The organism is Streptomyces sp. PL-29 (assembly GCF_058344425.1).
In genome coordinates this window covers 4,437,241-4,458,734 of record NZ_CP136996.1, presented here as the reverse complement: position 1 = coordinate 4,458,734, position 21,494 = coordinate 4,437,241, and the positions used below count along the sequence as shown (strand labels likewise).

The following is a 21,494-nucleotide window of genomic DNA, read 5'->3' as shown; positions in this document are numbered from 1 at the left end:
GTCAGGCGACGGGCAGGTGGTCCAGGAGCTGGGGCAGGGCGGTGATCACCGGGACGGGCAGTTCGCGGTACACCTGGTGGCGGTCGTAGAGGACGGTGTCGGTGATGCCGGCCCGCAGCGCTCCGAAGATGTCGTTGATCAGGCCGTCCCCGACGAACAGCGCGTCCGAGGGCGCACAGCCGAGCTGACCGAGGGCGGAGGCGAAGATCCCGGGCTCCGGCTTCTCGACGCCGGTGAGGGTCGAGTCCACGACCACGTTGAAGAAGTCGAGCAGGCCGAAGCGGGCGAGTTCCTCCGTGAGGGTGCCGTCCGAGTTGGAGACCGCCGCCACCGCCAGGCCCCGCCCGCAGATCTCGCGGAGTACCGCGACCGCGTCCGGGTCGAGGTCGCGGTACAGGTCGGTGCGTTCGGTGCAGCGCCGCCAGGCGCGGCGGCCCGTCTCCGCTCCGACGCCCAGCAGCTGCCCCCACACGGCGCCGACCTTCTCCGGCCGGCTCAAACCCTGCGGGAAGTCGAGGTGGTGGGCCTCGGCGGCGGTGGCGAGCGCGGCTTCGGCGGTCTTCGCGCCGACGCCGGGTGCGCCGACGGCGGCGAGTTCCTCGCGCATCACCTGTCCGCTCGGGTGGATGAAGGTCATCCCGATGTCGAACAGCACGGCCTTCGGGGTCGTCACGCGAGCACCTCCAGGAAGGAGGCGTCGAGCGCGGGCCGGGTGCCGGTGCACATCGCCAGGTACTCCTCGCGCAGCGCGCTGCCGATGGGGTGGTCACCGTGGCGGGGGCGGTGGCCGTCGACGTGGCCGACGATGCGGACCTCGTCCAGCGTGCCGGTGACGAAGACCTCGTCGGCGCCGTGCAGGTCGCCGGGGGTCAGGGACTGCTCGGCGGCCGGGATACCGAGCCGCTCCGCCAGCGCCAGCACGGTGGCGCGGGTGATGCTGGGCAGGATGCCGTCCGTGAGCGGCGGCGTGGTGATCCGGCCGTGCCGTACGGTGAACACGGCGGCGCCGCCGGTCTCGGCGACGTTGCCGTGCTGGTTGAGCAGGATCGCCTCGTCCGCGCCCTTCTCCAGCGCCTCCAGACGGGCCAGGCGGAAACCGGAGTACGCGGCGCCGGTCTTCGCGGCGGTCGGCAGCGCGTCGTCCGCGATCCGCTGCCGGCCGCTGACGATGCACCGCATCGGCTCCACCGGCCGGGCGGGGGCCGGGAAGCAGGTGACGATCGTGCCGGTGGTCATCTCGGTGCGGTCCGCGGTGTAGCGGCCGGTGTCCACATACACCGACGGGCGCACGTACACGTCGCCCTGCGGGGCGAGCGCGGCCAGCAACTGCATGATGCCGTCGCGCAGTTCGACGGCGAGGCCGGGGTGGGGGATGTGCATCAGGGCGGCGGAGGTCTCCAGTCGCTCCAGGTGCGCGTCCAGCCGGACGACGGCGAGACGGCCGTCCGGCTGCCGGTAGCCGCGCAGGCCCTCGAAGACGTTCACCGCCCGCATCGCGGTCTCTGCGGTGACGTGGACCGTGGCTTCCTCCCACGGCCGCACCTTCCCGTTGTGCCAGATCAGCTCCGGGACGTTGCTCATCGTCCTTCTCTCTTCCGGTTCGGGGGCGGTGCCGGGTGGCCGACCGGCCGGGTCGGCCACCCGGCACCGCGCGGGGAGGGGCGTCAGGCCGCGGCCGGCACCTTGACGTCCAGGTGGGCGGCGAGTTCGAGCAGCGCGGGGGTCGCCTCGCGGCGGCACATGAAGTCCTCGTCCCGCGCGCCCTCGACCAGGTACGGGCGGAACACCGACCCCTCCTCGAAGCCCTCGCGGTCCAGGAAGAACACGGTCAGGCCGCGCTCGCGGGCACGGGCCTGCACCTTGCGGCGGTCGGCGTGGCTGCCGATCACCAGCAGCGACTTCGCCCCCGGGAGGAAGGGGACGTCGGGGATCTGCTCGTGGTAGCGGCGGACGTAGTGCTCGTCCAGACCCGCCCGCGCCATCAGGCCGTCGAAGTTGTTGGTGATCACCGGCCCGACCAGGTGCCCGGCGTCGGCCAGCCCGCGCAGGGTCCGGTGCCCGATGGTCGGCTCCGCCTGGAGGCACGCCCGGGTCATCTCGGTCAGCTCCGGCATCTTCGACTCCGGCGCACCGAGGATCTCCGGCAGGAAGGTGTCCTCCCCAGGCGACAGCACGAACCGGTGGTCGCTCATGTCGGTCACTCGGTAGACCTCGTGCAGCCGGTGCAGCGGCGGCACCCCGGCCTCCACCGACATGCCGCACCCCACCTCGACCTGGAACGGCAGGAAGTCCGCGATCCGGGAGAGGTCCGGGATCAGCGTCGGGTTGCCCCGCTTCTCCTTGATCCGCATGCCGGCCGCCATCACCTTCCACGGCATGTTCTGGTCGTGGAGCGCGGGCATGTGCCCGGCGGAGGTGATCGTCACGTCCAGGCTCTCGTACCCGGCCGGGAGCGTGCGCCCGGCGAGCTCGTCCTGCGGGTGCACACGGTGCGGCACCACCGTGCACTCCAGGTCTCCGCGCCGCCACCGGCCCCGCTCCCCCGGCTGCCAGCCGCCGTCCGCGAGCGCCTTGCGCACCCGGTCGAAGTGGTGCGCCAGCTCTGCCTCCGGGTAAGAGGCGCTGTGGAAGACGTACAGCTCGGGGACGGTCAGTACCGTCCCGCCGCCAGCCCGCTTGGTGTCGTAGCGGTAGCGGTAGTGCAGGATGCGGCGGCGGCCGTCGTCCGGGCCCGTCCAGCCCGACTCACCTGCGTTCCGCGGGTCCTGGGTGCGCCGCCACAGACCCTCTTCCAGGTCCCGGGGCCGGTCCCGCCGGCTGACGTACCGCTCCCACCGCGCCGCCAGGGTGGGCGAGAGTTCCTGTGCCTCGTACGGGAAGTGCATGGTGCTCTCCCTGCTGTCGATGTCCGCGCCGCGAAGGCGCCCAGCCGGTTCCGTGATCAAGCCCCGAACCGCAGCGGGCATGCGCCGCGCCACGGACACAGGAGGTGCAGCAAGACCACGGGACTCACGAGCTGGCGGTGCGCCTCGGCGGAGAGGTGAGGAGGACGCCCGGCGCTGGATCATCGCGGCCAACCAGCCCGAGGTGCAGGCGAGTTACCGAAACTCAGCAGCCAGGCCGAGGGCATGCCGAAGAGGAGGCGCACTACCGGCCGTTGCGTTCCGTGTCCCAACGGACACTGACCGCACGCAAGATGATGACCGGCAGCCCGGACACTGGCAAGGGTTCTCGATTGGAAAAGTTTTCCTGTACGCCAAGTTGTATGGGCGTGGCCCAGCCAAACCACTACGATCAATCCGACCGCTTGGGAGGTGACGATGCCTGGAGAGCCCAACCCTCGACGCCGGAGGCTGGGTGCCGAGGTGCGCCATCGCCGCGTCGAGCTCGGATGGTCCCTGGAGACGCTGGCCAAGCAGCTCGGGTACGGCTCGGCGAGCACGGCCCACAAGATCGAGTCCGGCCATCAGAAGATCACCCTTCAGCAGCTCCCCCACTTCCTTGCAGTCCTCGGAGTCACCGAACCGGTTGCCCAGGAGTTCTGGCGGGAACTGGTGGTGAGCGCCAACAGCGACGACTGGCACGAACGCTTCCCCGGCGACGCCGACGACCCCTTCGGCAGTTACGCCACCGACATCGAACTCGCCAGAGCTGCCTTCCTCTGGTCGCCGACCGCGCCCCACGGCCTGCTCCAGCACCCGCTCACCGAGCGGGCGATCATCGAGGCAGACCTCGCCTGGAGCACCGCGGACGACGTCGAGAAGTTCGTCAACGTGCGCGCCGAGCTGCGCGAACGGGTCCTCTCCCGGCAGCCCGCGCCCGCGATCACCTCCGTCCTCACCGAAGGCCAGCTCCGACAGGAGATCGGCGGGCGGGCGGGCGTGCACCGGCAGGCCGCGCACCTCGCCGACCTGGCACGGAGCGTTTCCGGCATCACGATCCTGGTGATCCCGTTCGCCGCTGGCGCGCACGCGGGGATAGACGGTCCGTTCATGCTGATGACGTTCCCGACGGGCCGCACCAGCATCACCATCGAGGGCAGGCGGGCGGCTCTCCAGATCCATGAGGCCGATGTCGTCGCCGAGTACAAGCGCGTGAGCGAGCGCATGGTGGACGATGCCCTGTCCGTCGAGGACTCCCTGATTTTCCTAGATCAACTCGCTGAGGAATACGCATGACCCTGCACGTCGGCGGCAACGTCCGGCAGATCGACGCCGAACCCGAATGGCTCGCCCGACAGCTCTCCCAGGCTGAATGGCGGTCCGCCAGCACCGGCGGTTCGAACTGCGCCGAGGTCGCCCTGCTGCCACGCGATATCACCGCTATGCGGGATTCGGTCAACCCTGACCGGCCACCCTTGATCATGTCCGATGCAGGGTTCGGGCAGTTCACGGAGGCGGTCACCACGAACCGCTTCGACAGGCCCGCCCACCTTGGCGTAGACCCGGTCACCGCGATCGGGAAGAACGCTCTCTCAGGGGACTGGCTGACGAGCCACCTCGGCCACTCCGCCTGGCGATTCGCCGGCCCGGACAGCATCGGCGTGGCCTTCCTGCCGCATGGGGTGACGGCGTTTCGTAGCCCCCGCAGCGGGGATGACCAGTTCTTGATCTTCGCGCAGTCGGAGATCACGGACTTCTTCGCGGGCATCAGGTCGGGATTCTTCCGCCGCCATCGCGGCGGCAACGGCAAGGAGTGAGACTGACTGGTCTCATCACCGCGTTCGGTAGTTGTCTCAAATCGCTCTGCTGCACTGCGAGTTCGCTTCTAGGCAAACCACCCGCAGAGTGATCGTGTGGATCATCCAGGAACGTAGCAGCGGAGGGGGACCAGTGAGTCAGTGGCAAGACTTCACCACGGGCGAGCGAATCAAGATGCTCAGGGGAAAGGAAACCCAGACTGACCTGGCTGAACGGTCCGGACTGTCGAAGCACACCATCCAGAAGGCCGAGCAGGACAAGAACGTGTCTTTGCCGACCTTGCTTCGCCTCGCCGAAGCCCTGCACTCCGACGTATCGGTGATTCTCGGACAGCAGGCGCCACGGCGTGGGATGGGGCGCGACGATCGCTCCATGATCCGGGAGCTTTCACGGACGGTCCACGACACCGCCGCGGGCGTGTTGGCCGATCCCGCAGAGGGCGCGGCCCCCGGACAGGCGGATCTCGCCGAGGCAGCCGACCGAATGTGGCGGGTCTACTGGCGAGGAGCGTACGCCGAGGCCGGCTCGCTGGTTGCCCCGTTCCTGCGCTCGGTGGCCCTCTTCGCCCAGGCTGCACCGACCGGTCAAGAAGCGGTCGCCAACGGCTTACTGTCGGACGCCTACCGCGCGGCAGGCTTGATCGCCAACTTCCTCGGTGCGAGGGATCTGGCCTATGCCTCGGTCGGCCATGCTCTCCGGTACGCGGAGCTGGCGGCCGATCCGGTGAGGGTGTCGATGTTGGGGTCCGCGCGGGCACGGGTGCTCCTGCGGGACGCGCGAGTCGAGCAGGCGTTGCGGGAGGCCGAGGCTGCGGCGGCCCGCGCTGAACCGAGGTTCTCGGAGCAAGGCACCGGGCTGCTGGCCGCGTACGGGAAGAACATCATCTTCGCGGCCGTGGCGGCATCCAGACTGGGGGACGCCGACCGATCGGCGGACCTGCTCTCGCAAGCGCATGCGGTGGCGGCGCGGCTCGGGCGGGATGTCTTCGGGAACGGGATGCAATTCGGGCCGTCCTACGCCGGGGCCCAAGCCGTGGGCATCAACGTCACCCTCGGGAACACCGGCAAGGCGATCGACCTCTCCCGACGGTTCGACCCCTCAGGGCTGACTCAGGCCGCGCACAGCAGGATGCAGCTCGACATCGCGCTCGCGCAGGCCGACGCGCGCCAGTGGGAGACCTCTCTCGATACGCTCCTGGAGGTCTGCTCGGCCCACCCAGAGTGGGCCAAGCACCAGGCCATCCCTGGGGTGATCATCCAGCGGGCCGGTCGCGCCGGGAACGCCCGCATTCGGAAACTGTCTGAGATCCTGGGGACCTCGCCGACCATCCGGTGAGGCGCTGATCCGAATTCTCAGTCTGGGAGAGCCCGTTGTCCTACCGCGGCCTGATACTCGACTTCGCGGGCGTGATGACCACTCCGATCGGGCAGTCCTCGCGGGCGTGGTGCGCCAGCGAGGGACTGCCGGCCGACACCTGGCGGCGCACGCTGGAAGACCATCCCGAAGGCCGAGCGCTGTACGTCGAGCTGGAGCTGGGCCGCATGGAGCAGGCCGAGTGGAACCGACGGACGGCGGCACTCATGGGCGTCTCCAGCGACAACCTGATGGGACGCGCCCACGGCGAGGTGCGGGCTGTGGACGAGATGATGGAGCTGACGCGGCGTGCCCGCTCCGCCGGAATCGTCGTCGCCCTCCTCTCCAACTCCTACGGCTTCGCCCCGTACAACCCGTACGAGAAGACGGGAGTCTGGGACCTGTTCGACGTGCGGGTCATCAGCGGGGTCGAGGGCGTGGCGAAGCCTTCCCCGGAGATCTACCAGCGAACGCTGGAACGGATGGGGCTGGCCGGCTCCGAGTGCGTGTTCGTGGACGACCACCGGCCGAACCTGGCGCCTGCCGAGGCGCTGGGCATCACGGCCGTGTTCGCCGACGGGCCCGGAACCGCTTCCAGGGTCGCCAGGCTGCTGGACCTCGACCCGGTGGAGCCGAACACGGCGGTCTGCCGCTGACGTTGCCGGGCGGCTGGAGGGCGAAGTCGTACGGACCATACGACTTCGCCCTCCAGCGATCTTCGGAAGTCGTACAGGCCGCAGGTTCACTCAGGGCGACACTGCTGTGACAGTGGTGACATGCCCTCGGACGCACTTCGATCGCCGGGCCGTGTCCCCGTTGCGATCTACATCGCCTCACCGGGTGGAGACCCGGACGCCGTACTGGAGACCCACTGCCGGCAGTTTGCCGAGTCCCGCGAGTGGGTGGTGTCCGCTGTCTTCACCGACCAGGGGCAGGTGCCGTTGGAGGACCGGGCGGGCTGGCTGGCCCTGCGCGACGCCCTCGGCGACGGCGTCGCGCAGGGCGTAGTGACGTGGACTCGCTCGATGGTGGCCGACAGCACCGAGGGGTGGGAGCGCCTTGCGGTGGGCGTCAGTGAGCTGGGCTGGTTCCTGGTAGCCGGAGCGCTCGACACCCCCGGCCACTCTCTGTACGGGCGGACCCGGACGGAACAGCTGCCCAACGGTCACCGCCCGGGGACACGGCGTGCAACAGGCACGGGCGCCCCGCGCCCGAAGTCGGGATGCGACCCCGGCCCGTGACCGACGCATCGGCGTCCCGTCGTTCCTTCTTCCACTCCGCTATCCGGCCAAGGAGCAATCATGCAGCCCCACCCGCAGCCGCCTTTCCTCAGCGATCTGGTGACCGAGACCACCGGCGCCGTGGCGGCCATCCATGTCAGCCCCGAGGGCCTCGTTACGGGTACCTCGCCCGGAATCGCCCGTGACGAAGCGGACAAGTGGGCGGCCCTGATGGCGGCGCTGGGCTCCGTGAGCGGCAGAAGCGTCGGCATCGCCGGCGACCTTACCTCCGGCGGGTACCCCTGGGGCCACAGCGTGGTCGAGGACCGGTACGGCCAGACGCTCATTCTGGTGGGCGCTCCCGATCAGTCGATGCTCGCCGTCGTCGGCGCGAAGGACGCGGACCTGGGCGAGATCGTGGGTCGGATGATCGAACTCGCGGACCAGGGCCTGCCCGCGCCGGTCTCGGTCTGATGGCCACGTAGCCAAGGGACGGCCGGAACTGCGCTGCCCGGGCAGCTAACCCGAGCTGCACTCATCGCCAGCCCGTTCCTCCCACGGCTACGTGGCAGCTCAAGGCGGCCACATTCCGAACTACACCTGAGAGGACAGCACCATGTGCCGGCACACCCCGCCGTGCCCGACGGCCGAAGCCCCCGACAGGGACGCCGCACTGCCGATCGCACACCACCCTGAGCAGGGCTGGAGCCTGCTGTGCAACCAGGTGCTGATCTTCGACGACACCGGCGAGCTGCTGCCGGACGGAACGATCATCCAGCCGCACCGACCGCTCGCGGCTACGGCCGGACGTAGCGCATGACCTACTCCGAGATCGCGGCACTGGCCTACCTGCCGCGCGCCATATAGACGACCGCCCGGCGGCCCGGATGTTACCGGTCGGGTCGTCGGGCGGTTAATCACCCCGGCGCGGACGGCCGCCTCGTCCCTGACGCACGAGTGCTCGTGGTCCCTGCCGCTCTACCAACCCGCTAGACCACGCCAGGCGCAAGCTCGCCGAAGAGGAGAACCCGCATGACCGACGTCCCGCCCACGGAACAGCAGCTGCGAGACACCATGGTCCAGAAGCTCATCGAGGTCGGGGCCGCCCGTGACCCTCGTGTCGTCGCCGCGTTCCGTGCCGTTCCCCGCCACCTGGCCACCCCGGAAGTGGACGTCGCCAAGACGTACGAGACCGAGACGGCCACCATCACCAAGACCGACGAGAGCGGCGTGGACATCAGCTCCGTGTCGGCGCCTCGGATTCAGGCGATGCAGATCGAGCAGGCCGACATCAAGCCCGGGATGACGGTGCTGGAGATCGGGTCCGGCGGTCCCAACGCCGCCTACCTCGCGGAGATGACCGGCGATGGCGGTCGGGTGATCACCATGGACATCGACGCGGATGTCACCGCTCGCGCGGAGCGGTTCCTCAAGACCACCGGCTACCGCAACGTCACCGTCGTCACCGGCGATGCCGAGCACGGCGTGCCCGAGCACGGACCCTTCGATCGCATCGTGGTCACCGTGCAGTCCGCGGACATCCCGCCCGCTTGGACCGCGCAGCTCAAGGAGAACGGCCGGCTCGTGGTGCCGCTGCGGATGCGCAGCATGACGCGCACGGTCGCGTTCGTCCGCGACGGCGACCGGCTCGTCAGCGACGGGTTCGAGCAGTGCGGCTTCGTCCCGATGCGCGGCGTCGGCGAGAACCGGATGCGTCTCGCCGTCCTCCACGACGAGGAGGGCGCCGAGGTCGCGCTTCGTCTCGACGGGCACCCCGAGCCCGACACGGAGGCGCTGCGTGCCGCGCTTCGGTCACCTCGGATGGAGGCGTGGTCCGGCGTCACCGTCGGCGGTGAGGAGTCGATGGAGCACCTCGACCTCTGGCTGACGACCAACCTCGACAACCTGCCCCTCATGGCGGCCAAGATCGGGGCCAGGCAGCGCGGTGTCGTGGCCGTCGCGTCCCCCGTCGGAACGCCGACGCTCGTGGACGGCGACAGCTTCGCCTACCGCCGCTCGCGGCCCACCGACGAGGAGGACCGCTACGAGCTGGGCGCCATCGGGCACGGGCCGAACGGCCAGAAGGTCGCGGAGCGCCTGGTCGAGGAGATCCAGGCGTGGAACGACGGCCACCGCAGCGACCGCGCGCACATCGAGGTCTTCCCGGCGGGCACGCCCGAAGACCAGCTTCCCGCGGGCCGGGTCATCGACCGGCCGCACACGCGGGTCACCATCTCCTGGCCGTGACCCTCCGTCGTAGCCAGGTGGTTCCACCAGCACGTCCGCACAGTCCACTGATCACTCCCGACAGAGGAGACGAACCATGGCACAGCAGACGACCAAGGCCCTGCCGCAGATCGCGACGCCGTTCGCGGCGGAGTCCGGGTCCGACTTCGATCTGAACATCGAGACCGTCTCGGCCCTGCCCGTGGCCAGCTCGCTGCTGAACGACACCGGCGACGGCTGCGGGCAGACCTGCCAGTCCGCGTGCTCGAACAGCACCTGCATCGGCTGACCCAGTCCCCACAAGGCGTGGGCGGGCCTCCTGTGGCCCGCCCACGCCGGGCACCACACCGGCGAAGGAGGAACGGCCATGTACCAAGTCGTTGACGCGAGCATGATTAGAGCATCGGCGTTTCCGCTGTCAGCTTCGCTGGCGCACTGCCCGGCCGCCGTCGCCGATCCCGTCGTGGATGCGGAGAACTGCCGCCAGTGGATCGAGCTGGTCTGGAGCGACAAGCCCCGCGCGAGCGCCGTCGAGCTCGCCGCGCCGGAGCTGGCCGCCACGATCCGCCGAACCCTTGGCGGCGACGTCCGCCCTTCCCGCATCCGCCGAGTCGCGCTCTCTCTCAACCGGTACCTCCTGCGTATGCAGTACCGAGCGACCCCGTTCGGAACCTTCGCCGGCCCCGCCCCCCTGCGCTTCGGCGAGTCCAGCACGGTGAACTGGGGAACGGAGCACACCACGTTCGCCAGGCCCGATGCGATGTGGCTTCACGCCGTGATCACCTCCCTGGAGCAGGACCTGGACGTGCTGCGGCACCTGCACGTCGTCACCGATCCGACGTGCACCGTGCGCGGTCGGCACATCGCGGTTGCCCACCAGCCCGGCGCGCAGGGGCCGACCGAGACCACCCTTCGCCGCACCCGGGCTTCGGAGCTGGCACTCTCGTCGGCGCAGTCGCCCACTCCCTTCGACGAGGTCGTGGCGAAGCTCCACGCCGACTACTCCGGCACCCCCGTGCACGTGATCGAGGACATGGTGCGCAGTCTGGTTGCCCACCGGGTCCTGCTCACCAGCCTTCACGCCCCGATGACCGTCGACGACGCCCTTGGTCATCTGGTGGCCGAGTTGGACGCGGCCCAGCGCTCCGGGGCCTCGGGCCCCGCGTTGCAGGTGAAGGCGGAGGAACTGCGCGGCGTCCACCGCATGCTCCACCAGCACGACCGCGCCCACCCTGATGAGCAACCCGGCCTCCGGGGAAGGGCGGTCGCAGCGATGAACCGCCTCACCAGCGTCGGCAACGCCAACCTGGCCGTGAATCTGCGACCGGACTGCGACGTCGTCCTCCCGCGGCAGGTCGCCGAGGAGGCGAGCCGGGCCCTGGACATCGTCGCCCGCATCACGCCCTACCCGAACGGGTCCCCGGCTTGGCGTGACTACCTCGCCCGGTTCCTGGAGCGCTACAGCATGGGCACGCTCGTCCCGGTGCGGGAGCTCACCGACCCTGACACCGGGCTCGGCTTCCCCGTGAGCTACCGCGGCACCGTCCTGCCCCGGCCCGTCCTGGCGACGACGCCGCGCGACGAGCACCTCCTGGCCCTAGCCCAGAACGCTGCTCTGACCTCCCGCCGAGAGATCGTCCTCACCGAGGAGGACATCGAGGCGCTTTCCGTCGGCACGCCGACTCAGGTCCCCGCACACGCGGAGTTCGTCTTCACCGTGCTCTCGGAGTCCCAGCAGGCACTGGACGCAGGCCGCTTCACGCTCTCCACCGTCGGGCTCTCCCTCGCAGCCGGCATCACGACCGGGCGGTTCCTGCCCATGCTCGAACGAGCAGACCTGGACCGGGTGGCAGCCGTGCACGCCGCACTGCCCACCTTGACCGAAGGTGCCGTCCGCGGGCAGGTCTCCGGCCCGCCGCTGAAGGTGCCGGTCAACAACGTGAGCCGCTCGCCCGTCGTCGCACCCCACCTGTTGGCCGTGGGCGAGCACAACCCCGCTGCGACCCTGGACCTCGATGACCTCGGCGTGATCGCGGACTCGAACCGCCTCTACCTCCTGTCGATCTCCACCAGGCGCATCATCGAGCCGACGGTGATGAACGCCGTCGAGCTGTCGAGCGGCACCCACCCGATGATCCGGTTCGTCTGCGAGCTGGCCCGCTCGCACACTGCCGTCCTGATCCCGTTCTTCTGGGGCGCGGCCAGCCGACTGCCCTTCTTGCCTGAGATCCGCGTGGGCCGCACCATCCTCGCCGAGGCCCAGTGGCACCTGCGTGCACGCGACCTCGGCGACGGGGACGACTGGCTGGAACGCTTCATCAACTGGCGTTGCGCCTACGGTGTACCGCGCACGGTGTTCGTCGGCGCCACCGACCAGCGACTGCGCCTCGACCTAGACGAGCCGGTCCACCAAGAACTCCTTCGCGCCGAACTCCGGCGGCAGGACCCGGCCGTCCTGCACGAAGCTCCGGAAGAACGGGCCTACGGCTGGATCGGACGCGCTCACGAGGTCGCCGTAACGCTCGCCTCCGACCAAAAGCCCACCCCTGCACCTGTGGTCCGCTCCTCCACCCGCGAAGCCTCTGACCGAACGCCTGGAACCTCGCACTGGGCTTACGTGAAGCTCTACGGCAGCACGGCGCGTCAGCCCGAGGTGCTGACGACACACCTGTCTCGCCTCCTGGATGAGGGGTGGGAGACGCCTCCCGCAGCCTGGTTCATCCGCTATGCCGACCCTGACGCGCACCTGCGCCTGCGGCTGCGACTCCCGGAACCTGGAGCCTTCGGCCGCACGACGGAAACCGTCGCCAGCTGGGCGGCAGACCTCCGCCGAGAGGGCCTGATCCAGCGGGTGCAGTGGGACACCGACCACCCCGAGACCGGCCGCTACGGCACCGGCCCGGCGCTAGAGGCGGCGGAGGACTACTTCGTCGCCGACTCGGCAGCCGCCATCAGGCAGCTGGCCTTGGCGGTCCCGGCCGGAGTCCGTCCCGCCGTCACTGCCGCGTCCTTCGTGAACATCGCCACCACCTTCCTCGACTCCCGCGAGGCCGGCTGCACCTGGCTGCTCCAGCACCTTCTGCGCAGCGACGGCACGCCCGTACCGCACGACCTGCAAGCCCTCGCACTGAGCCTTTCGGACGCGGCCAGCCACAACGGCCTCGCCTCCTTGGACGGCGGGGACGCGGTGATCGCCGCCTGGGAAGCGCGCGGCGAGGCCCTGCACCGCTACCGCCGCACGCTGGCAGGCAGCAGCCCGGAGAGCGTGCTGCCCTCTCTGCTGCACATGCACCACAACCGCGTCGCCGGAATCGACAACGCCGCCGAGGCGACCTGCCGCCGGATGGCCAGGGCAGCAGCCCTCGCCATCATCCACCGCCCGGAAGGAGCTGTGGCGTGACGACCACGCTGCCGGCCACCGACACGTACCCCCGCCAGTCCCTCGCCCACGGTTCGCTCGGAACCGCCTTGCTCCAGATCGAGCGGGCCCGGCGGGGCGCCGGGGAATGGCGCGAGGTCCACCGCACCCTCGCTGGGATCGGCCCCTTGGCCGACGGCCCGGAGGCGAACCTGTTCCTCGGAGCCCCCGCGATGGCCTTCGTCTTGCACCTCGCGGCCGACGGCACCGACCGGTACGCGGGCGCCCTGCACACCCTCGACGGCATCGTGGCCGAGCACACCCGCCAGCGGCTGTCCGGCGCGCACGCCCGGATCGACGCCGGCCGTCGCCCGTCATTCGCGGAGTACGACCTCTTCCGCGGCCTGACCGGCATCGGGGCCCTGTTGCTGCGGCGACAACCCCACGGCCCTGAGATGAGAGGCGTCCTGGAGTACCTGGTCCGCCTGAGCGAGCCGCTCGCCGACGCGACGAACGGGCCGCTCCCCGGCTGGTGGGTCGGCCACGCTCCTGCCAGCGACAAGACCGCTACACCGGGCGGCCATGCCAACGCCGGGCTCGCACACGGCATCACGGGACCGCTCGCACTTCTCTCCCTGGCGATGCGGGCGGGTGTCACCGTAGACGGACACGAAGCAGCCATCCGGCGCATCTGCCGGTGGCTCGACGAAGTCCGCCAGACCAATGCCCACGGACTTCGCTGGCCCCGGTGGATCAGCCACCGCGGCGCCGCTTCTGGGCACGCAGCAGCCCCCAGCTGGTGCTACGGCACCCCCGGAATCGCTCGTGCGCAACAGCTCGCGGCCATCGTGCTTGAGGACGGGGACCGGAAGCGCATGGCCGAGCGCGCCCTGCTGTACTGCCTCGCCGACCCTGACCAGATCGGTCTGCTCGCCGACCGCGGACTCTGCCATGGCTTCGGGGGCGTCCTGCGGGTAGTCCAGCGCGTGGCGGAAGACGCCGATGCCCCGGCCGACTATCGCCACCGGTTCAGCTTCCTCATCGGGCAGTTCACGCTGGCTCCGGCTCCCGATGAGAACGGCCTCCTGGTCGGCAAGGCGGGAGCCGCCCTCGCCTTCCAGGACGCCGAGGTCGGCGCCACCCCCCGGGGGCAGTGGGACGCCTGCCTCCTGCTGACGTGAGGAGTCCGGCCGTGCACCGCACAGACCGTCTGGAGGACGCGGTCCTGGCCGTTCTCGGCGGGGCGTCCGTCGAAGACGCCGCCCGAACCGCCGACACGGAACCCGAGCTCCTGTCCGAGGCCGTCGAGCGGTACCAGGACGCCGGTCGCGCGGCGCTCGACGCCGAGCCGTCCGGTTGGCACCAAGCGAACATTCGCTTCACCGACTACCCGAACGGTCACCGGATCTTCCGCGCCTACCTGCTGCCGGCCCTTCGCGCCGAGCCCGTGGGTAGCTGGTGGTTCGTCCGTAAGCACCCGCACTGGCGGCTGCGCTACTGCCCTGCCCCCGGCTTCGCCTCCGAGGACGCCGTCCGCCACGTCGCCGAGGCGCTCGACAGCTCCGTCTCCTGGAACGTGACCGCGGAGTGGAGCTCTGCTCCGTACGAACCGGAGGTCACCGCCTTCGGCGGCCCAGACGGGATGCTCCTCGCGCACGAGCTGTTTCACTCCGACAGCGTCGGCGTGATCGACTACCAAGCTGCGGCGGGCGACCAGCAAGCAGGACTGGACTCGAAGGCGGTATCGCTCCTGGCCATGACAATGATGATGCGCTCTGCGGGCCTGGAGTTCGGCGAGCAGGGCGACGTATGGGGGCAGGTCGAAGCACGGCGTCCGCTCGCCGACGACGTCACCCCCGAGCAGGTCAGCACCATGGTTGAGCCCATGCGTCGGCTCCTGTTGGCGGACGCTCAACCACTTCTGGAATCCGAAGCGCTGGCTCACGTCCGCCCATGGGTCAGTGCCCTGGAGACCTGCGGAGGGTCGCTCGGACAAGCCGCTGGGGCCGGAAAACTGGACCTTGGCGTTCGCGGAATCCTGGCGCGTCACGTCATCTTCCACTGGAACCGGATGGGCTTCACCCTCCGTCAGCAATCCATCTGGTCGCGTGCAGCCCGAGAGGCGGTTCTCGGGCAGTGAAGTGAGCTCCGCCGATACCGCGAGTGACGTCGAACTTCGCCCTCGCCATCCGATTTGAACGTACGGGACAGGATTTGCGATGACCTTCTCTCCACCGCCGAAGCGCTGGGTGAGCCTTGGCCTGGTCTTCGGGGGGCATACTCCGAGCTACGTGTCACAGCCGCCCGAGTCGCCGCCGCCACAGCCGAACACCCGAATAGACGCTGCCGAGTACGAGCACGAGTACGAGGAGCTGATGCGAAACGCCGGGTACGAACCGGACGTGCCCTACCCGGGAGCTCGCTCGATGCCATGGCCAAGCACGTGCATCGACTGCGGGGCCTCGCGTAAGCCGTCGATTCAGGACGTCGAGCGAGGCGTGCAGTGCAAGCACGTCAGGCGTGGGTCCAGCGCTTGAGGCTGGCCGTCCGGCTCCGGCCGTTCTACACGGGCAGTGCGTCCTGCGCGGTGTCCGGCGGGATGCTGTTGTTCGGGTAGTCCGTCGTGGTCCGGTAGCTGTACGGGGATTCGGGCTGCGGCAGCGTCGGTGCTGCTGCTTCCACCAGTTCGGCAGGCTGTCGGCTACGGTCCGCCCGCAGGGCCAGTTCAGCGCGGAGGCCGGCTGCTCGACCGTCGGCGGTCTGCGCGGTACGGCGTGCCTTGGTCGCCTCGGTGCGGAGGGACTTAGCCGCTGCGGTGTCCTTGTCCTGGGCACCTCGCAGCAGGGCGGCCTTCTTCTCCTGCGGCAGGTCGGCCTCGGTCAGCACGGCTTCGTGCTCTTCGGCGGGCCCGGCCTGATGTGCGACTTCGCGCAGTTGCTCCTTCGCGCGCTCCAGCTCGCGTTCGGCTGCCTGGTGAGTCTGTACGAGGTCATGGCGTTCGGCCTCTGCGGCGGTCCGCTGGTCTCCGCGGAGGACCAGTCGACCGAACCGCCCGGTGGCAGCCAGCTTCGCCTCGACCCCGCTGATGCGGTCCCGGGTGTCGTCCAGCCGGACGGCGTGTCCGGCGATGGTCTCCTCCAGAGCACGCACGTTCCGGATCGCTCCGGCGCGCTCGGTGAGTTCCTGGTGCCGGCGGCTGAGCGCGAGCACGTTGGGGCCTGTTCCGGCGGTCGCGTTCTGCTCGGCTCGGTCCGCGGTGCTCTCTGCCTTCTCCGCGGCCGTGGCTGTGGCGCGTGCGGCGGTGGCGGCCTTGCGCGCAGCGTCTCGCAGGGCCCCGTTGCTGAGGTGGGCGTACGGGCGGGCGGCCGACACAGGCCGGTGTTCCGAAGCTGCGGTGGGCGTCACGGTGCGGTTGGCGGCGCTGGTGGTGGTGCGGCGCGAACCTGGCTTCGGTCCGGTCTCGATGTCGTCCTGTTCGGCGGACTCGCCGGTGCCGGGGGCGCGCGGGGTCGGCAGGTCGGGGACGATGTGCCGGACGTGCGCGGGGACGGCGACCGTCGGGAGTTCGGTGAGGATCATGCGTTCCTCGGTGCCGGTCTCGATCTCGCGGATGAGGCCCGCGACAGCGCGGTCAAGCTGTTCCTGGTCGGTGAGCGCTTCGCCCGCGCGGGCGCGGTCGACGTCGGTCTCGTAGACGGAGAGCGGAAGGAAGAGGTGGGTCTCCTTCTTGTCGCGGCTCATCATGGTGTACAGGGCGTTGGCCTGCGCGCCGGGGCCGTAGACCAACGCCTCCTCGACGCTCAGTCCTTGGCTCTTGTGGCCAGTGATGGCGTATCCGAGGCTGAGTCCACCGCGTGCGATGTAGTCGGCGTCGACCCATTCAGCAACGTCGCGGTGGCCGCCGTCCTCGGTCTTCGTGCGCCACTCGACCAGGACCCGGCGGTCCTCGTCCACCGCGACCACGAGTCCGCGGAACCCGTTCAGGACGTCTTCGTGTTCGCCCCGGGTCCGCTTGCTCCGGTAGTCGTTGGCGCGGAGGAGGACCTGGTCACCGACGGCCAGGGCCAGTTCGCCGCCGCCGGCCAAGGCGAAGAGGTGGTCCGGGCCGGTGAGGGCACCGCTGGCCTTCCGGATCGCGCGGGCGCCGAGGTTGAGTTCCTCCACGACCTCGTTGGTGGACGCGAGCATGAGGAGCTGCTGCACGGCAGTGTGGTCGTCGGTGTGCGCCGTTCGCTTGTCGGCCCAGACGGTCAGCATCGCAGCGAGGGTCTCGTCCTTGTCCGCGAGGGCGTGGACGCGGCCGGTCCCGGCGAAGGTGCGGAGCGCGTCCGTGCGGTTGTCGTCGCGCCACAGTGCGAGCGCTCGGCGCTCGGCTGTGTCCCGCTGCCGGAAGTTCTCCGTGAGACTGAGTCCGCCCACGATCTTGTGGATGGCGGCGAAGGACCCGCCGATGCCCGGCGCGTGCAGCTGCTTGGGGTCGCCAACGGACACGACCTTCGTGCCGGTCGTCGCGGCGTGGGCCAGCAGTTCGGCGATGTCGCGGTCATCGCACATCGCGGCCTCGTCCACGACCAGCACGTCAACGCCGGTAAGGCCGGGCCCGCCGGTGCGGATGCCGGTGAGCCAGGAGGCGAGAGTGCGGCTGGTGATCCCCGCTTCGGCCTTGAGGTTCGCGGCGGCGACGGCGGCGGTGCTCGCACCGGCGATGACGAGTCCGTTTGCCTCCCATGCCTGCCGCGCGGTGTTCATGATCGTGGTCTTGCCCGCTCCGGCGACGCCTTCGACGGCGTCGATGCCGTGGCCGGCGGTCAGCAGCCGTTCGAGGACGGCGCGCTGTTCGGCGGAGAACTCGAAGCCCCCACCGTGCTGGGCTTCGACCGCGGACAGGGTCATGGCGACGGTGTCGTGGCTGACGACGGCGGCCTGCTCGTTGAGGCGGTTGGTGGCCTCGGTGGCGATGAGTGCTTCGGCTGCGATCACGTCGGCCGTGGTGTAGCGGTCGGCGTGGGCGAAGTGCTGGGCGCCCTTGGGGTTCAGCTTGACCGCGTACCCGGCGTGCTGCAGGACGGCGGTGGTGAGCTGTTCGGCTTCGGCGGCGTCTGCGACGCCGTACGGGAGGACGTCCAGGACGGCCGCGATGGCGGCGGCGTGGGTGAAGTCCTTGGAGTGGCTGGTCAGGCCGGTCTTCGGGTCGAAGACCTGAGCGCACAGCTGGTCCAGGTCGGGGTTCTGGTTCGCCCGGTCCTGCTGCATGGCGCTGGCCGCGATGGCGTCGGGGTCGTCACCGGCGGCACGTCCTTCGGCCTGCCAGTAGGCGCGCAGGACGTCGTCCTCGACTCCGGCGGCTTCGCCGTTCTTCGCGGCCTTGGACGCGGCGGAGGCGGCGGTGCGTTCGCGGGTGGTGGCGCTGTCGTAGTCGATTCCGAGCTTGGTCAGGAGCTCCCGCACCTGGCTGTCGCGCTTGCTGAACAGGCGGATGGTGGCTTCGGGGATCGCGGCGATCTCCCACGCACCGGTCCGTTCCTCCTGGCGGAAGGTGATGCCGAACGTGTCGGTGAGCTCGCGGCGGATGCGGGCGTTCATGAGGGCCTGGGTGGCGCGGGCGTGGCGGTGCAGGTCGCGGCCCCCGCCGGCCACGGTGGACCACTGGCCGTCGGTGCCCTTGACCATGTTGGCCAGGGTGAAGTGCAGGTGGAAGTGGGGGTCCCCGTACGGGGCGCCGCCGACGGGCCGGGCGGCGCGGTGCACCATCATCCAGCCGGAGAAGCCGCTGGTGGGCACGGTCTCGGCCTCGGCGCCGTCACCGTGTCGCCCGCGCATGGCGTAGGCGGTCCACCGTTCCAGCGCGCTGATCGACTCGCGGCCGGCGGCGGTGTAGATGCCCTCGACCTGGGCGGCGATCTCCTCGGGCGCGTAGGCGAGGAACGCGCTCTTGGACTTGGCGAGGTCGAGGGTCACGTCCGCGCCGAACCGGCCGACCTGCACCCGCCCTTCGAGGAGAGCGGCCCTGATCTCTTCGGCGTCCCACACCTCTTCCGGAGCGAGTCCGGCGGCCTTGGCCATGGCGACGGCCTCGCGGACATCCATCGGGAGGTCTGCGAGGCGGCGGCGGCCTTCGCCCGCGGTCTGGCCGTACCGGCGCTTCATGGACGCGGTGGTGAACAGGTCGGTCGGGTCCTGGCCGGTTTCGGTGGCGCGGGCTTCGACGGCGCGCAGGAGTGCGCGGGCGTCGAGGTGACCACCGGCTTCGGCGGCCATGGCCTTCTGCAAGGCGTCTTCGCCGTACAGGGTGACGGCGTCGACGCCGACGGCACCGGCGAGCTTGAGCAGGGTGGATACCGGGACGCGGTGCGATTCACCGAACCGGGCGAGCTGGTTCTCCATCCTGCGGAAGGCGTCGCGCTTGGCCTTGGAGTCCAGCAGGCTTTCCGGGGTGACGCTCCGCTCGGCGGCGGTGCGGCGGATGGCGCGGACCAGCGGGGCGGCGGAGAGCTTCGCGGCCGGAGCGATGGCGAGTTTGGGTTCCACCAGGGTCTTGCCGCTGTTGGGGTCCTCGCCGTGCATGAGTCGGCGGGCGGCCTGGAACTGCGCGGGGTCGAGGATGCTGCCGGGGGTGATGCCGAATTCGTTGAGGCCGCTGCCGATCCAGACGAGGGGGCGTTCGCTGGCGTCGAGGTGATAGTCCACCTGTCCGTCGGCGGCCGGGCGCGGGAGGGCATGTTCGCCGTAGAGGTCGCGGGCGTTGAGGCCGGCTGCGGCGGCGACTTCGACGGCGTCGAACCCGGTGAGGCGTGCGGGCTTGCCATTGCGCAGCTGGGTGCGGTTGCGGAAGAAGACCTTCTTGGCCTCGGTGGTGCCGAGCAGGGCGGCGACGGTGGTCCCAGCTTCCTCGGCCTTTGCCTCGATGGCGGCAATGAGGGGTGCGGCGTCGACGGTGGTGGACTTCCCGCAGCCGTGGCCGCCGGTGAGGCGGTATTCGATCTGCTCGTCGGAGGGGCCGATCATGGTCACCCACGCCATCGGCCCGCTCACCCCCCGCTCTCTTCCGGTCAGATCCGGTCGTCTTGGCTGATTGTATCGTCGCGGAGCGACGATACCTTGGTCCTCAAAATTCAAGATCATGATCAGCTCAGGAGCAGTCGGGCACTCGTGCGGGCCTGGTCGGTCCTGCGGATCGGGCTCGATCCGGTCCAGTGCTCTGTCGGACTGTTACCTCGGGAGCGGGGTCCGCGGGGGCTGGGGCTGCCTGCTCGGAGAGGCGAGGAAGCGGGAGGCGGCTGTGGGTCCTGACGGCGGTCCGAGGCTTCTCAGGCGTCGTGCTCGGGGGTACCGCTCCTGGTGGCGGGGCCTGCGGCTCCGTGGGCGGGTCCGAGATCACGGGGCGGGGCCCGCCCGGGATACGGGAAGGTCCCCCGCTCCAACAACTGGAGCGGGGGACCTTCGGGTGCCACCGAGTGGCGTCTGGGTGCTGGTGACCTACGTCAGCGGCCACTCGCCGGGCGGTACGGGCGCCTGGCGCTGGGCTTCACGCACGGCCTCGTCGGTGCCGCACGTGGTGCAGATCGGGATGTCCCGGCTGGTGGTCAGCCGGGAGCGGGCGGGCCGTTCACCGAGCGGGCCTTCGCAGCGCGGGCACTGGGCGTCGGGCACAGCTCAGTCCTCCTCGGGGTGCTCGCGGGCGGACTTGAGGATGTTGTTCCAGGTCGGCCGGGAGTAGGTCTTCTCCGTCTGCTGCTGGAGGTCGGGGATCAGCTCGGCGTTCGTGGCCGTGGGATTGGCGGCGATGGCCTGCCGGGCGAGTGTGAGCCGTTCGTCTCCCTGGTAGGGGTAGGCGACCCTGGCGCGGGGGCCGGTGGGGCGTCCGCCGGCGTGGCCGCGGCCCTTGCGGTCGGCGAGGTACTGCCACAGCCGCCAGCGCTTCCACTTCGGGCGTCGGCGGGTCGGCAGCTCGTCCCAGTCGTCGGGGTCGGGCCAGCCTTCCGGCGGGTTCTTGACGTAGTGGGAGACGGTGGCGGAGTCGGCGAAACCGCAGATCTTCGCGGCTTCCGCTGGTGACACCATCTCTTCCGGGTCGCCGTCGAGCTTGGGCGCGTTGGTCGTGTTCGCGGCGGCGCGGCGGCGCTGGAGCTCGTGGTGCCACTTCGCCCACTCGTCGCCTTCCCAGTGCATGACGCCGTCGATGATCTCTGCGGCCGGGTGCCCGTTGTTCTCCCGGTCGGTCCAGAGGTTCTGGAGGGTGGATTCGCTGATGCCGTGGACCTTGCGCAGGTCCGCGCGTGAGTGGAGCGTGCGGCCGGTGTCGCTGGGCACGTTCGCCTCCCGTTCGGGGTCGTGGTCGTTGGGTGGGGTCACTGGAGTGCGTCCGGGTCGGGGACGGGCGTCCAGGTGCGGCTGCCGGTGGGTTCGAGCCTGGTGAGGGTGGCGATCTCCTCCAGGGGGACGGCGGCGGCCCAGTCGTCGTACGCGGGGTGGCCGACGGGAAGGTTGAGCACGAGGTGCCGGCCGGTGCGGGGGAAGTCCTCGACCAGTACGTAGCTGTCGCTGTCCTTGGCGCCGATGCTGTTACCGCTCTTGAGCTGCACGGTGTCGCCGGGCTGGGGACAGTCGGCGTGCCGATCGCATAGCATGGTGTGGTTC

The 21,494-nt window shown here is 70.2% G+C and carries 19 protein-coding genes; 12 read left to right on the top strand and 7 right to left on the bottom strand.

The features are described 5' to 3' along the window. Position 1 precedes the first annotated feature (1 nt). From R4Z63_RS20605 to R4Z63_RS20595, 3 genes are all read right to left on the bottom strand, one after another. Positions 2 to 673 (bottom strand): HAD family hydrolase, encoded by a 672-nt coding sequence (locus R4Z63_RS20605; RefSeq protein ID WP_384454158.1) that lies wholly within the window; start codon positions 671 to 673, stop codon positions 2 to 4. After that, positions 670 to 1,581 carry an aminotransferase class IV gene (locus R4Z63_RS20600; protein ID WP_384682771.1) on the bottom strand — a complete coding sequence of 304 codons (912 nt, stop codon included), beginning with the start codon at positions 1,579 to 1,581 and terminating at the stop codon, positions 670 to 672. The genes R4Z63_RS20605 and R4Z63_RS20600 overlap by 4 nt, the downstream gene beginning before the upstream one ends. 83 nt (positions 1,582 to 1,664) lie before the next feature. After that, positions 1,665 to 2,885: an SIR2 family NAD-dependent protein deacylase gene (locus R4Z63_RS20595; protein ID WP_384450831.1), complete on the bottom strand. Its 1,221-nt coding sequence runs from the start codon at positions 2,883 to 2,885 to the stop codon at positions 1,665 to 1,667. A gap of 435 nt (positions 2,886 to 3,320) precedes the next feature. Between R4Z63_RS20595 and R4Z63_RS20590 the strand changes: the two genes are divergently transcribed. The 12 genes from R4Z63_RS20590 to R4Z63_RS20535 all read left to right on the top strand — a co-directional run bounded on the left by R4Z63_RS20590 (position 3,321) and on the right by R4Z63_RS20535 (position 14,997). Then, entirely contained in the window at positions 3,321 to 4,178 is an 858-nt protein-coding gene (locus R4Z63_RS20590) for a helix-turn-helix domain-containing protein (protein WP_384450828.1), read from the top strand. Beyond that, complete coding sequence (locus R4Z63_RS20585) at positions 4,175 to 4,699, top strand: DUF397 domain-containing protein (protein ID WP_384450825.1); 525 nt, start codon at positions 4,175 to 4,177, stop codon at positions 4,697 to 4,699. The genes R4Z63_RS20590 and R4Z63_RS20585 overlap by 4 nt, the downstream gene beginning before the upstream one ends. Positions 4,700 to 4,832: 133 nt before the next feature. Continuing rightward, entirely contained in the window at positions 4,833 to 6,035 is a 1,203-nt protein-coding gene (locus R4Z63_RS20580) for a helix-turn-helix transcriptional regulator (RefSeq protein WP_384450822.1), read from the top strand. A 35-nt stretch (positions 6,036 to 6,070) separates the two neighbouring features. After that, positions 6,071 to 6,709 carry an HAD-IA family hydrolase gene (locus R4Z63_RS20575; protein WP_384450819.1) on the top strand — a complete coding sequence of 213 codons (639 nt, stop codon included), beginning with the start codon at positions 6,071 to 6,073 and terminating at the stop codon, positions 6,707 to 6,709. A gap of 120 nt (positions 6,710 to 6,829) precedes the next feature. Then, complete coding sequence (locus R4Z63_RS20570; RefSeq protein ID WP_384450816.1) at positions 6,830 to 7,294, top strand: recombinase family protein; 465 nt, start codon at positions 6,830 to 6,832, stop codon at positions 7,292 to 7,294. A gap of 60 nt (positions 7,295 to 7,354) precedes the next feature. Further along, entirely contained in the window at positions 7,355 to 7,747 is a 393-nt protein-coding gene (locus tag R4Z63_RS20565) for a roadblock/LC7 domain-containing protein (protein WP_384450813.1), read from the top strand. Positions 7,748 to 7,889: 142 nt separating this feature from the next. After that, on the top strand, positions 7,890 to 8,093 hold the full coding sequence (locus R4Z63_RS20560) for a DUF5999 family protein (RefSeq protein WP_384450809.1): 204 nt from the start codon (positions 7,890 to 7,892) through the stop codon (positions 8,091 to 8,093). A gap of 212 nt (positions 8,094 to 8,305) precedes the next feature. Further along, positions 8,306 to 9,520, top strand: coding sequence for a methyltransferase, FxLD system (fxlM, locus tag R4Z63_RS20555; protein ID WP_384450806.1), 1,215 nt, complete (start codon positions 8,306 to 8,308; stop codon positions 9,518 to 9,520). A 76-nt stretch (positions 9,521 to 9,596) separates the two neighbouring features. Continuing rightward, positions 9,597 to 9,788: an FxLD family lanthipeptide gene (locus R4Z63_RS20550; RefSeq protein WP_035955497.1), complete on the top strand. Its 192-nt coding sequence runs from the start codon at positions 9,597 to 9,599 to the stop codon at positions 9,786 to 9,788. Positions 9,789 to 9,866: 78 nt separating this feature from the next. Next, positions 9,867 to 12,899: a lantibiotic dehydratase gene (locus R4Z63_RS20545; RefSeq protein ID WP_384450803.1), complete on the top strand. Its 3,033-nt coding sequence runs from the start codon at positions 9,867 to 9,869 to the stop codon at positions 12,897 to 12,899. Continuing rightward, complete coding sequence (locus R4Z63_RS20540; protein WP_384450800.1) at positions 12,896 to 14,038, top strand: lanthionine synthetase C family protein; 1,143 nt, start codon at positions 12,896 to 12,898, stop codon at positions 14,036 to 14,038. Before R4Z63_RS20545 ends, R4Z63_RS20540 begins: the two co-directional genes overlap by 4 nt. An 11-nt stretch (positions 14,039 to 14,049) precedes the next feature. Next, entirely contained in the window at positions 14,050 to 14,997 is a 948-nt protein-coding gene (locus R4Z63_RS20535) for a thiopeptide-type bacteriocin biosynthesis protein (protein WP_384450797.1), read from the top strand. A 422-nt stretch (positions 14,998 to 15,419) separates the two neighbouring features. On the opposite strand, the gene mobF is transcribed toward R4Z63_RS20535, so the two are convergent. From mobF to R4Z63_RS20515, 4 genes are all read right to left on the bottom strand, one after another. Continuing rightward, the gene (gene mobF, locus R4Z63_RS20530) at positions 15,420 to 19,889 is read right to left on the bottom strand and encodes a MobF family relaxase (RefSeq protein ID WP_384450794.1); all 4,470 of its coding nucleotides are present in this window, start codon (positions 19,887 to 19,889) and stop codon (positions 15,420 to 15,422) included. Between the two features lie 444 nt (positions 19,890 to 20,333). Next, positions 20,334 to 20,507, bottom strand: a complete 174-nt coding sequence (locus R4Z63_RS20525; RefSeq protein ID WP_198545006.1) for a hypothetical protein — start codon at positions 20,505 to 20,507, stop codon at positions 20,334 to 20,336. A 3-nt stretch (positions 20,508 to 20,510) separates the two neighbouring features. After that, entirely contained in the window at positions 20,511 to 21,209 is a 699-nt protein-coding gene (locus R4Z63_RS20520) for a hypothetical protein (RefSeq protein WP_384450791.1), read from the bottom strand. After that, positions 21,206 to 21,484 (bottom strand): DUF6211 family protein, encoded by a 279-nt coding sequence (locus R4Z63_RS20515; protein WP_384450788.1) that lies wholly within the window; start codon positions 21,482 to 21,484, stop codon positions 21,206 to 21,208. Before R4Z63_RS20515 ends, R4Z63_RS20520 begins: the two co-directional genes overlap by 4 nt. Between the last annotated feature and the right edge of the window lie 10 nt (positions 21,485 to 21,494).